The sequence below is a fragment of the Limnobacter sp. genome, assembly GCF_964228395.1.
In the GTDB taxonomy this organism is placed as follows: domain Bacteria; phylum Pseudomonadota; class Gammaproteobacteria; order Burkholderiales; family Burkholderiaceae_B; genus Limnobacter.
Window position 1 is genome coordinate 113,305 of record NZ_CAXQZX010000122.1, and the last position, 12,265, is coordinate 125,569.

A 12,265-nucleotide genomic window follows, 5' to 3' on the forward strand; every position below is an offset into this window, starting at 1 on the left:
ACGGTGTCCCGCTGCATGCAGCAGGGCACCGTTTTTTTTTGGAAATTGGGATTGAACGTATGTTGATGTCCGTCAAAAAACAAAAGCTGGTGGTAATCGGCAATGGCATGGCCGGTATTCGAGTGGTGGAAGAGCTGTTGAAGCTCGCGCCAGAACTGTATGAAATCACCGTGTTTGGCGCAGAACCGCATCCCAATTACAACCGGATTATGCTCTCCCCCGTGCTGGCGGGTGAGCAAAAATTCGAAGAAATCGTGTTGAACGACTGGGACTGGTACACCAGCAACAACATCACATTGCACGTGGGCCGCACAGTCACCGAAATTGATCGCGTGAAGCGGGTTGTGAAATGCGCTGACGGCACCACAGCCGCTTACGACCGCTTGCTGCTGGCCACGGGCTCCAACTCTTTTATATTGCCGGTGCCAGGCGCCGATTTGCCCGGGGTGATTGGCTACCGCGACATTGCGGACACCGAAGCCATGCTGGAAGCGGCCAAGCACTATCGCAAAGCCGTGGTAATCGGCGGAGGCCTTTTGGGTTTGGAGGCCGCCAATGGCCTGGCCATTCAAGGCATGGACGTGAGCGTGGTGCACTTGCCCACCTGGTTGATGGAGCGCCAGCTTGACCCCACTGCCGCGGGCCTGTTGCAAAAGAGCCTGGAAGCCAAAGGTCTTAAATTTTTGTTGGCCAAAAACACCAAGGCCCTTCACGCTGGTGTCGATGGTCGTGTGGCCGAAATTGAGTTTGCCGACGGCGAGCGCCGACCCGCTGATTTGGTGGTGATGGCCGTTGGTATTCGCCCCAACGACAAGCTGGCAGCAAGCAGTGGCCTGCACTGCAACCGGGGCGTGGTGGTCAGCGACACCCTGCAAACCGTGACCGATCCGCGGGTATATGCAGTCGGTGAGTGCGCCAGCCACCGTGGTGTGGCCTATGGTTTGGTGGCCCCTTTGTTTGAGCAAGCCAAGGTGTGCGCCAACCATTTGGCTCAATTTGGCATTGGCCGGTATGAGGGGTCGGTGACCTCCACCAAACTGAAAGTAACCGGTGTGGATTTGTTTTCGGCCGGCAATTTCATGGGCGGTGACGGCTTTGAAGAACTGCTGCTTTCTGACCCAATCGGTGGCGTGTACAAAAAACTGGTCATCAAAGAGGACAAACTGGTGGGCGCCTGCCTCTATGGTGATACCGCCGATGGTTCTTGGTATTTCAAGTTAATGCGCGAAGCCAAACCCATCAAAGAAATTCGCGACAAGTTGATGTTTGGGCAAAACAACATTGGCGACACCGGGCACGAGGGCCAAAGCCAGGCCAGCCGCATGGCCGACAGCGATGAAGTGTGCGGTTGCAACGGCGTGTGCAAAGGCACCATTGTGCAGGCCATCAAAACCAAAGGCCTGTTTACCATCGAAGAGGTGCGCAAGCACACCAAGGCCAGTGCGTCGTGTGGCTCATGCACGGGCCTGTGCGAGCAAATCTTGATGAGCACCGCAGGGGCCGATTATTCAGCAACGCCCAAAACCAAACCCATGTGCGGTTGCACCGACCATGGTCATCAGGCCGTGCGCGATGCCATTTTTAAACACCACCTCACCACCAAAGAGGAAGTGTTCTCGACCATGAACTGGCGCACCCCCAACGGCTGTTCAAGTTGCCGACCCGCGGTGAACTATTACCTCATCAGTTCTTGGCCCGGTGAAGCCAAAGACGATCCGCAAAGCCGCTTCATCAACGAGCGCGCGCATGCCAACATTCAAAAAGACAAAACCTATTCCGTGGTGCCACGCATGTGGGGCGGGGAGACAACAGCAGCCGAACTTCGCCGCATTGCCGACGTGGTCGAGAAGTACAACATCCCCACGGTGAAGGTGACTGGTGGGCAGCGCATCGACTTGCTTGGCGTTAAAAAAGAGGACCTGCAAAACGTTTGGAAAGACCTCGACATGCCCAGCGGCCATGCCTACGCCAAAGGCCTGCGCACGGTTAAAACCTGCGTGGGCAGCCAATGGTGTCGCTTCGGCACACAAGACAGCACCCAGATGGGCAAAGACCTGGAGCGAGGGCTGTTCAAAATGTATGCCCCGCACAAAGTGAAGCTGGCTGTGTCGGGTTGCCCGCGCAATTGCGCAGAAAGCGGCATTAAAGACGTGGGCGTGATTGGGGTGGACTCGGGCTGGGAAATTTACGTCGGTGGCAACGGTGGCATTAAAACCGAAGTGGCCCAATTTTTGTGCCGGGTGAAAACATCTGATGAGGTGATGGCGGTCAGTGGTGCGTTTTTGCAGTTGTACCGCAAAGAGGGCTGGTACCTGGAGCGTACCGTGCATTATTTGGAGCGTGTTGGTCTGGAACATGTGAAGGCTCGCGTTGTGGATGATGTGGACAATCGCAATGCCCTGTGGTCCGAGTTGCAGGCTGCGCTGGCCATTGAAGAAGACCCATGGCACAAGCCCGAACAGGCGCAAGTGGATTTGCGCCAGTTCACCCCGATCCGTTTGGCGGAGGTGGTCTAATGTCGGCTTCAGAACTGATCGAAAAAAAGGAAATTGCCATGGAATGGATCGACATTTGCGCGGTGGAAGACATCCCTGTGTTGGGCTCCCGCATTGTGCGCAGGCCCGTGGGGCAAGACATTGCCTTGTTCAGAAATGCCGAAGAACAGGTGTTTGCGCTGCTTGATGAATGCCCTCACAAAAAGGGCCCCTTAAGCCAGGGTATTGTGCATGGCACCACAGTCACCTGCCCTTTGCACAATTGGCACATTGGATTGAATGATGGGTGCGCTCGCGAGCCCGACGAGGGCTGCACCGCCAAATTTGCGGTGCAGGTTGTCGATGGGCGAGTGCGTTTGAATGCAAGCGAAGTGAAATCCCTCGGCGTGTAAATGATGAACACCCCCACACCTGCCCACGCTGTGACCAAAACAACCTGCCCATACTGTGGTGTGGGGTGTGGTGTGTTGGTGAGCACTCAAACCGAGGTGGAGCAGGGCAAGCCGGTGGTGCGCATCATCGAAGTCAAAGGGGACCCAGACCACCCCGCCAATCATGGCAAGCTGTGCAGCAAAGGCAGCAAGCTGGCACACACGGCGCAGGCCAATGTATACGGCCAGGTGCGTGCGGCCCAGCCCATGCTGCGCAGCCAGCGCGAGCAAACACCCCAGCCCACCGATTGGGGCACTGCGCTCGACTTTACAGCCAAAGAGTTTGCAAGGCTGATTGCCAACCACGGGCCAGACAGCGTGGCCTTTTACATCAGCGGTCAATTGCTGACCGAAGATTATTACGTCTTCAACAAGCTGGCCAAAGCCCTGATTGGCACCAACAACGTGGACACCAATTCCCGCCTGTGCATGAGCAGTGCCGTCAGTGGTTACAAACGCACCTTGGGTGCCGACGCGCCACCTTGCAATTACGAAGACATCAGCCTGGCCGACTGTGTGATGATTGCAGGCTCCAACATGGCCTACGCGCATCCGGTGGCTTACCGCAGGCTGGAGGCCGCTCGCGAGACCAACCCCAATCACAAATTGATCGTTGTGGACCCGCGCACCACCGACACTGCGCGCATGGCCGACTTGCACCTGCAAATTTTGCCGGGCACCGATGTGATGCTGTTCAATGCCATGCTGCATGTCATGATGCAAAACGGCTGGCTTGACATGCCCTACATTGCCCAGCACACCGACGGGTTTTCCGCATACGCCGAAGGCTTGGTGCAATACACGCCAGCCTTGGCTGCCAGTGTCTGTGGCGTGAAAGAGGCGGACATCGTGACGGCCGCCACCTGGTTCGCCCAAAGCAGCAGGACACTCTCCCTGTATTGCCAGGGGTTGAACCAGGCCACCACAGGCACCGACAAAAACACCGCCCTCATCGCCCTGCATTTGGCCACCGGAAAAATCGGCAAGCCCGGCGAGGGGCCGTTTTCGCTGACCGGCCAACCCAACGCCATGGGGGGGCGCGAAGTGGGTGGCTTGGCCACCTTGCTGCCAGCGCATCGCGAATTGAACAACCCCGATCATGTGCGCGAGATGGCAGCTTTTTGGGGGGTCAAGCAAATCAGCAGCACCCCCGGTGCCACCGCGGTAGAGTTGTTTGATCGCCTTGAGCAAGGCAGCATCAAGGCAGTGTGGGTGGCTTGCACCAACCCGGCCCATTCCCTGCCCAATTCGGGCAAAGTGGCCCGTGCCCTGCAAAACGCTGAGTTGGTGGTGGTGCAAGATGCTTACCTCACCCCGGCCACAGTGGCCTATGCCGATGTGCTGCTGCCCGCCACCACGTGGGGCGAAAAAGAAGGCACGGTGACCAACAGCGAGCGGCGAATAAGCCGGGTACGCGCTGCGGCACCCGCATATGGGCAAGCTCGCCACGACTGGCAAATTGTGGTTGATTTTGCACAGCGGCTTGAGGCCGAATTGCACAAGCTCGGCGTGCCCAGCCCGCGCATCGGCTCTACAGAACAGCCTTACATGGCGTATTGCAACACCGAGAGCATTTTCAACGAGCACCGCGAAACCACTCGGGGTCGCGACCTGGACATCACGGGTCTAAGTTACACCGTGCTGGAGCAACAGGGCCCGCAACAGTGGCCCATGCCCGAGGGTGCAAGCCAGGGGCGCGCAAGACTTTACGAAAATGGGGTGTACCCCACCGCCAGCGGCAGGGCCAAGTTTGTGTTTGCGCATTTTGAACCGGTGGCAGAAGACGCCGACGCGCGTTTCCCCTGGCGATTGAACACAGGCCGCCTGCGCGACCAGTGGCACGGCGCAAGCCGCACCGGCACCTTGCCCGAGTTTTTCTCGCACGAGGCCGAGCCCATGTTGGCCCTGCACCCCGACGACTTCAAACGATTAAAGCTCACCGAGCAGCGCTGGTTGAAAGTGAGGTCTCGCCGAGCCAGCATCACGTTGCGTGCGCGGGCCGATGCGGGTGTGGCCCGCGGCCAGGCTGCCTTGCCCATGCATTGGGGCCCAGAGTTTTTTGGTGGAAATGCCGGCGTGGGTGGTGCCAATGCGCTGACCACCGAGGCCTTCGACCCCTATTCCAAGCAGCCTGAGCTCAAGCATGCTGCCATCCAGCTTAGCCCGGTGGACTTGCCCTGGCAGGCGGTTGTTTTTATGCACAGCCAACAATGGCTTTCGGTGTGGCACCAGGCGCGCGGCTTGTTTTCCCACTTTGATGCCGCCGTGTGTGTGCCCATTGGGCGGGAAACCCCGGGGGTGCTGTTTCGAGCCGCCAGTGCACAAGCACCAGCGGCCCACGTGTTGGCGAAGCTGCAAGACCTGTTTGCCATCGAAGGCGCCGATGTGATTCGTTATGCCGACCCAAAAACCGGTGCCATGCGCCGGGTGGGGCTGAGCGTACAAGGCGAGGGCGTTGCCCGAACCGCCACTTTGAATGCCGTCATGCTGTTGGGCGATGTGCAGTCTGAACCCTGGTTGCGAGTGCATTTTGATCAAGGGCTGGATGTATTACCCATGCGCGCCCACCTGTTGGCCCCAATCGCGCAGCCCCCGGGCGTACAGGCCAAGGCCCTTCGGATGGTGTGCAACTGCGTGGGCGTGTCTGATCAATCGATAGCAGCCCTCATTGGCAAGGCGTGCTCAGCCCAGCCTCAGGCCAGCGAGGCCGAGGTGTTACAGCAACTCAAAGACAGCCTGAAATGCGGCACGCAGTGTGGCTCTTGTGTGCCAGAGCTTCGAAGCATGATTCGACTACAACAGGCTGGGAAGGGTACAGGCCAGGCCACCAGCCTTGTTACAATCGCAAATTGATTTGTTTCAGTTTGCGCCATGACCCACCCCCCCATCACGCCTGCTGCATTTGCCTGCGCCCCCTACATCAAAGAAATAGGCCGGGGCAAAGAGGGCGCGCGCGGCCTGAGCACTGAGCAGGCGCGCACCTTGTACGCTGCCATTTTGCGTGGTGAAGTGAGCGACTTTGAACTTGGGGCTGTACTGATCGCCCTGCGTGTCAAAGGCGAGACCACCGACGAACTGGTGGGTTTTTTAAATGCGATTGAGCAAGAGTGGCCCAACCATGCCCTCGACGCGCTGGCTGAAGAACGTCTGCATGCGCTGGAGGCGCAATCCAGGGTCAGCGGCAAACCCGTGGTGGTCATACCGAGCTACAACGGCGCGCGGCGCAAGCCCAACTTCACACCTTTGCTGGCGTGCCTGCTTGCCCAAGCCGGTTATCCGGTTCTGGTGCATGGCCTGCAGGCTGACCCCACTGGCCGGGTCACCAGCGCCGAGGTGTTTGCCCAACTGCGCATGCCCAGCGGTGGGCAGCCAATTTATTTGCCTCTCAAGGCCATCAATCCAGCTTTGGATTTGCTGCTACAAACCCGCAAGGTGTTGGGTGTGCGAAGCTGCACCCACACCTTGGTAAAACTCATCGTGCCTGCTGTGTTTTCAAACACTGTGTTGGTGACCAGCTATACCCACCCGGAGTTTTGGCATCTTCAACGCGACGTGCTTTGCGCCATTGGGCAAACCGCGCTGGTGCTGCGCGCCCACGAAGGTGAGCCTGTGGCCGGGCCTTACAGCACCCCTCGAATGGACGGCGTAAAGGCCGGTAAAACCTGGAACATCGCTGAGCGCGAAAGTATTTTCCAAACTCAACCTGATCCCCAACCAGACATTGATGCCGTGGCCACAGCCCGCTTGATCGAACAGTGGATGCAACAGCCCCATCAAATGCCCGCCAGTTACATGCGCCAAGTGCAAGCCATTGAGGCCGTGGTGAATGCAAGCGTTTGACGTTGTGGTCATTGGTGCGGGTGCCGCTGGCATGATGTGCGCCGCCCAGGCCGGGCAGGGTGGCTTGCGTGTGGCCTTGTTGGACCACAGCCCCAAGCTGGGCGAAAAAATCCGCATCAGCGGCGGTGGGCGATGCAATTTCACAAACGTGCGAGTGACAGAAGACAATTTTGTGGGCGAAAACCCGCGCTTTGCCCGCCACGCACTGGCTCAATACACCCCACAGCACTTCATCGACTTGGTTAAACGCCATGGCATTGCCTTTCACGAAAAGCACAAAGGGCAATTGTTTTGCGACCACAAGAGCGACGACATCATCAACATGCTGGCCCAAGAGTGCAATGCTGGCCGAGTGCACTGGTGTAGACCGCACAGCGTCAACCACGTGGCGCACAACGGGCAGAGGTTTCAACTAGACACCACGGCGGGCCCCATGCAGGCCAGGTCGTTGGTGGTGGCCACGGGCGGATTGCCTGTACCAGCCATTGGTGCCACCGATTTTGGTTTGCGATTGGCCAAACAATTTGGGCACGCCTTGGTGGACCATCGCCCGGCCCTGGTGCCACTCACATTCAATGCCGAGCAGTGGGCCCCATTTTCCGCTTTGGCGGGTGTGGCTTTGCCGGTGCGCAGCCGTGGAAGCGAGGCAAGTGCCCCCTGGTTTGATGAAGACCTGTTGTTTACCCACCGCGGCTTAAGTGGCCCGGCCGTGTTGCAGGCGTCTAGCTACTGGCAAAGTGGCCATCCGATTACGCTCAACTTAAGTGGGCAACCCGGTGGTTGTGAGGCCTATCAGCAACAGCTATTGGCCGCCGCACAAGGCAGCCGCGCCCAGGCTGACAATTGGTTGGCCCAGCAGTTGCCCCACTGGCCCAAGCGCCTGCTAAGCACTTGGCAAGCCATGCACTTGCCAGAGCCCCTGGCCACTCGCAAAGTGGCCGAGCTGGGTAAAAAGCAAATTGCCCCGTTGGCCCGGGGCATAGCCCAGTGGCAAGTGCTGCCCTCTGGCACCGAGGGCTACAAAAAGGCCGAGGTCATGCGGGGCGGGGTTAGCACAGCCGATCTTCAGCCCAAAACCATGGAGTCTCGCAAGGTGCCTGGCCTGTATTTTATTGGCGAGGTGGTCGATGTGACTGGCTGGCTGGGTGGCTACAATTTTCAATGGGCTTGGGCCAGTGGCTATGCGGCCGCTCACGCCATACGCAGGGCCATGGCTTGAGGTCTTTCTGCAGGTGGTTTAAGCACGCTGAAATGTCTTGAGAATCTTGGCTGACTCATGCTATAGTTTCGGTCTTTGCCAGATTTCTGGCGGTAAACCTTTTCGCTTTCGCACTGCGTTTTGGGCAAAAACCCATAAAAATCAGTGAGTTGGCAGCAACGAATTATCGATTGGAGCCTGAATGCCATCCGTTCGCGTTAAAGAAAACGAGCCGTTTGAAGTTGCCCTGCGTCGCTTCAAGCGCACCATCGAAAAAACAGGTCTGCTGACCGAGTTGCGCTCACGTGAGTTCTACGAAAAGCCAACAGCCGAGCGCAAGCGCCTGAAGGCAGCCGCTGTTAAGCGCCACTACAAGCGCCTGCGCAGCCAGCAATTGCCCAAGAAGATGTACTGATCAAGCAACAATACATTTTTTGTTATGTCGCTGAAAGCGCAAATTCTTGAAGACATCAAGCAGGCCATGAAAGCGCGCGAGCAAGCCAAGCTCGCCACCCTGCGAATGCTCTCAGCGGCGATCAAGCAAAAAGAGGTCGACGAACGTGTCGAACTCGACGATGCGGCGGTTCTCGCGATCATCGAAAAGCAAATCAAGCAACGCAACGAAGCGGCCATCCAGTTTGAGCAGGGTGGCCGTGCTGAATCTGCTTTGGCTGAAAAAGCCGAAGCGGCGGTTCTTTCAGCCTACCTGCCTGCGCAGCTCTCTGAAGCAGAAGTGCTCGACGAGCTTCGTGCTTTGGTCAAAGCCACTGGTGCCACGGGCCCTCAAGACATGGGCAAGGTCATGGGGGCTGCCAAGGCCAAGCTGGCGGGTCGGGCCGACATGTCAAAAGTGTCTGGCTTGGTCAAACAGGTGCTGTCCTCTCTGTAAGTGCTTGGTCCCGGGCCACGTGCCTGCCCGGTGTTGTTGTTCCATCCGTGCAATACCCCCAATGCTTCAACAGCAGTTTGCTGGTCAATCTGCGTCGGTGGTGCTGTGGTTTGATATTCTTTTTTGATGATCCCACAAAGCTTCATTGACGACCTGCTTTACCGCTTAGACATCACCGATGTGGTGGGTCGTTACGTGCAGCTCAAGGCGGCGGGTGCCAATTTGCAGGGGCTTTGCCCCTTCCACAACGAAAAATCCCCCTCGTTTACTGTCAGCCCTTCCAAGCAGTTCTATCACTGTTTTGGATGTGGTGCGCATGGCAACGCGGTGGGGTTTGTGATGGAGCATTTGGGTCTGACTTTTCCGGAGGCGGTGGAGCAACTGGCTGGCAATTTGGGGCTGGAGGTGCCCTACGAAAAAGGCGCCGATGTGCCAGCCGAGGTGCGCAGTGAGCGCGAGGAAGTGCTGGAGCTGCTGGCGCAAGCCGGTCAGTGGTACAAGGCGCAACTAAAAAGCAGCCCCGTGGCCATTGATTACCTTAAGGGGCGGGGCTTAACGGGGCAAATTGCTGCACGCTATGGTTTGGGCTATGCCCCCGACAACTATCAAAACCTGGAGGCGGTGGCGCCCAATTACGCCACCAACACCAGGCTGGACCTGGCTGGATTGACCAAGCTAAGCGACAGCAACCGCCGTTATGATGCTTTCAGGGGGCGCATCATGTTCCCCATTCGCAATGCCAAAGGTCAGGTGATTGGTTTTGGTGGGCGGGTGTTGGGGGATGAAAAACCCAAATATCTCAACAGCCCCGAAACTCCTGTTTTTTCCAAGGGCCACGAGGTGTATGGCCTGTTTGAAGCCCGGCAGGCCATTCACAAAATGGGGTACGCGCTGGTCACCGAGGGCTACATGGACGTGGTGGCGTTGGCGCAATGGGGCTTCGAGAACGCCGTGGCCACGCTGGGCACGGCGGTAACCCCCGACCATGTTCAAAAGTTGTTCAAGCAAACCGACCGATTGGTGTTTGCATTTGATGGGGACGCAGCTGGGCAGAAGGCCGCATGGCGAGCTTTGCAGGCCTGCTTGCCCCACGTCAACGAGACCAAGCGGGCCGATTTTATATTTTTGCCCACCGAGCACGATCCCGATTCATTCATACGCACAGAAGGGCCCGATGGCTTTGAGGCCATGGTGGCGCAGGCCGCCTCCTTGTCTGAATTTTTGGCGCGCCACCTTGAGCACAACTTCCCCTTGCAGCAGATCGAAGGCAGTGCTGCTGCTATTGCCTTTTTGAAGCCATTGATGGGCCTGATGCAGCCCACGGTTTACCGTTCGGCCCTGTTGCGAGCCCTGGCCAATTTGTTGGGCAGTAACCCCATGGAGCTTAGCCGGCATTTGGGCTTAAAAAGCCGGGAGCGCGGCGGTGAATACTTTGCGCCGGGTGGCAAGAAAGGGCCTGGGCAGGGCATGGGGCAAGGGGGCAAGGGGCCGTTTAAAAAAGGCGGCAAGGGTGGGGTATGGGACAACCGCGACGAAGGCTACCGCAACGCTTGGGCGCCGCGCCCCTCAGCCAAGTCGCCCTTGTTCAGCTTGGCGGCTCGCCTGATACGTGCGCCAGGGCTGGCAGAGTTGTGTTTGCCGCTGGTGGATTTGTATGCGCGAGAAGAGCACCCGGCCAGCGAGGTGCACAGTTTTATTCATTTGCTTGATAAAGTGCGTTCCGACCCCAACTTGTTAGAGGCGAGGCTTCAGCACGCCTTCAACGACCAGGTTCACCAAGAGTGGGTTAACCAGGTCCTGAAAGAAGCAAGAAGCCTAGATGATTCTCTCGATTTTGAAACCGAGTTGAAGTCTGCGGTGTATCAATGTCAAGAGGCGTGGTACAAGGCCGAGCTTGAACGGCTAACAGCCAACTTGCCCACACAGGGCGAACAGTTGCGTTGGTATCAAGAGTGCATGCAGCGCTTCCAAGATTTAAAACAAAAGCGAGTTAATCAGTTATAATTAAGGGTTACAGTGCAGGTTTGCACCCCCAAGGGTGAATGCCTGCGACCGGTCATTGGGTGCTGTCAGGGAAATAAATGTTTAAAATCCGCAACATTTTTTCAAAAAAGCAGGAACAGAACGACCCCAGTGGCCACAAAAGCAAGTCTGCAGCCGCCCAAAAGAAGGGTTTGCAGCCCGAAAATACTTCGCGAACACCGATTCCTGTGGGCCAACAGCCAGAGAAGGAATCCCCAACTCAGGCATCCAAACGCAAGGGAGCGTCGTCAATGGCAGGGAAGAAGGTTTCTCCTAAGGCAACAGTGAAAGCAACGAAAGATTCAACCGTGGTTAAGAAAACAGACACCAAGAAACAAGCCCCTGCTGCCAAAGCCGCACCTGAAAAAGCCGTGAAGGCCACAGCGACCAAGGCAGAAGCCGCAGCCAAGCCGGCCAAGGGCAAGCCCGTGGCCGCCAAAGCAGAGCCCGTCGTCAAAGCCGAGCCTGCCAAGCGTGGCCGCAAACCCAAAGAAGCTGAGCCAGAGGCCCAGGCGCCTAAAAAGGCCAAGGCTGCTGCTGTTGAGCTTGAGCCTGTAGAAACATTGGACGAGGCACCCAAAAAGCGGGGTCGCAAGCCAAAAGCCCAGGCTGAAGCACCCGCAGCAGACGCGGCCAAAGGCCGTGGTCGCCCACCCAAAGCTGGCAAGCCACGCGCCGAAGACGACGATGACGACGAATTGTCTGCGAGCGACGACGATTCCCTGGACTCCGATGACGTGCCCGAGGACGATGATTCTGACGCCAAAAAGGCCGACTTGGTGATTGTGCCCAAGCGCGGCCGTGGCTCCAAAGCCAAAGACAAAGCGCTCATCAACTCAGCTTATTTGTCGTCTTCCACCGCGACCGCTGAAGAACTCGAGATTCGCCGCACCCAGCTTAAAACCCTCATCAAGATGGGCAAAGAGCGCGGCTACCTCACCTTTGCTGAAATCAACGACCACCTGCCCGACGATGTGACCGATGGCGAAGTGATCGAAGCCATGGTGAGCACCTTCCACGACATGGGCATCACCGTGTACGAGCAGGCGCCTGACGCAGAAGCCTTGTTGATGAACGACAATGCGCCGGTGGGTACCTCGGCTGAAGACGCTGAGGAAGAAGCCGAGGCAGCTTTGAGCAACGTGGACTCCGAGTTTGGCCGCACCACCGACCCAGTTCGCATGTACATGCGCGAAATGGGCACCGTGGAGCTTCTCACCCGCGAGGGCGAAATTGAGATCGCCAAACGCATCGAGGCGGGCCTCAAAGACATGGTGCAAGCCATTTCGGCATGCCCAGCCATTGTTGAAGATGTGGTGGGCTTGGGGCAAAAAATTGCCGAAGGCACCATGGCCGTGGACGAAGTGGTCGATGGCATTGTGGATGCCTC

At 57.7% G+C, this 12,265-nt stretch carries 9 protein-coding genes; all 9 read left to right on the plus strand.

All coding sequences use genetic code 11. From position 1 onward, the window contains the following. Nucleotides 1–59 precede the first annotated feature (59 nt). Complete coding sequence (gene nirB, locus ACEQU8_RS10400; RefSeq protein WP_370263400.1) at nucleotides 60–2,516, plus strand: nitrite reductase large subunit NirB; 2,457 nt, start codon at nucleotides 60–62, stop codon at nucleotides 2,514–2,516. Next, nucleotides 2,516–2,887, plus strand: a complete 372-nt coding sequence (nirD, locus tag ACEQU8_RS10405) for a nitrite reductase small subunit NirD (RefSeq protein WP_370263401.1) — start codon at nucleotides 2,516–2,518, stop codon at nucleotides 2,885–2,887. Before nirB ends, nirD begins: the two co-directional genes overlap by 1 nt. Continuing rightward, nucleotides 2,888–5,779 carry a molybdopterin-dependent oxidoreductase gene (locus ACEQU8_RS10410; protein ID WP_370263402.1) on the plus strand — a complete coding sequence of 964 codons (2,892 nt, stop codon included), beginning with the start codon at nucleotides 2,888–2,890 and terminating at the stop codon, nucleotides 5,777–5,779. Between the two features lie 18 nt (nucleotides 5,780–5,797). Continuing rightward, on the plus strand, nucleotides 5,798–6,766 hold the full coding sequence (gene ybiB / locus ACEQU8_RS10415) for a DNA-binding protein YbiB (protein WP_370263404.1): 969 nt from the start codon (nucleotides 5,798–5,800) through the stop codon (nucleotides 6,764–6,766). Next, entirely contained in the window at nucleotides 6,753–7,985 is a 1,233-nt protein-coding gene (locus ACEQU8_RS10420; protein ID WP_370263405.1) for an NAD(P)/FAD-dependent oxidoreductase, read from the plus strand. The genes ybiB and ACEQU8_RS10420 overlap by 14 nt, the downstream gene beginning before the upstream one ends. Before the next feature lie 181 nt (nucleotides 7,986–8,166). Then, entirely contained in the window at nucleotides 8,167–8,379 is a 213-nt protein-coding gene (gene rpsU, locus ACEQU8_RS10425; RefSeq protein WP_370263406.1) for a 30S ribosomal protein S21, read from the plus strand. A 24-nt stretch (nucleotides 8,380–8,403) separates the two neighbouring features. Next, a complete protein-coding gene (locus ACEQU8_RS10430) occupies nucleotides 8,404–8,853 on the plus strand; it encodes a GatB/YqeY domain-containing protein (protein WP_370263407.1) in 450 nt (149 codons plus the stop codon). A gap of 126 nt (nucleotides 8,854–8,979) precedes the next feature. Further along, the gene (gene dnaG, locus ACEQU8_RS10435) at nucleotides 8,980–10,857 is read left to right on the plus strand and encodes a DNA primase (protein ID WP_370263409.1); all 1,878 of its coding nucleotides are present in this window, start codon (nucleotides 8,980–8,982) and stop codon (nucleotides 10,855–10,857) included. 326 nt (nucleotides 10,858–11,183) lie between these two features. Continuing rightward, nucleotides 11,184–12,265: RNA polymerase sigma factor region1.1 domain-containing protein (locus ACEQU8_RS10440; RefSeq protein ID WP_370263410.1), on the plus strand; the 1,082-nt coding region annotated here is incomplete at its 3' end.

Coding starts and splice junctions, on each gene's coding strand:
- nirB (WP_370263400.1), top strand. CDS start 60: ATGTTGATGTCCGTCAAAAAACAAAAGCTGGTGGTAATCGGCAATGGC.
- nirD (WP_370263401.1), top strand. CDS start 2,516: ATGTCGGCTTCAGAACTGATCGAAAAAAAGGAAATTGCCATGGAATGG.
- ACEQU8_RS10410 (WP_370263402.1), top strand. CDS start 2,888: ATGATGAACACCCCCACACCTGCCCACGCTGTGACCAAAACAACCTGC.
- ybiB (WP_370263404.1), top strand. CDS start 5,798: ATGACCCACCCCCCCATCACGCCTGCTGCATTTGCCTGCGCCCCCTAC.
- ACEQU8_RS10420 (WP_370263405.1), top strand. CDS start 6,753: ATGCAAGCGTTTGACGTTGTGGTCATTGGTGCGGGTGCCGCTGGCATG.
- rpsU (WP_370263406.1), top strand. CDS start 8,167: ATGCCATCCGTTCGCGTTAAAGAAAACGAGCCGTTTGAAGTTGCCCTG.
- ACEQU8_RS10430 (WP_370263407.1), top strand. CDS start 8,404: ATGTCGCTGAAAGCGCAAATTCTTGAAGACATCAAGCAGGCCATGAAA.
- dnaG (WP_370263409.1), top strand. CDS start 8,980: ATGATCCCACAAAGCTTCATTGACGACCTGCTTTACCGCTTAGACATC.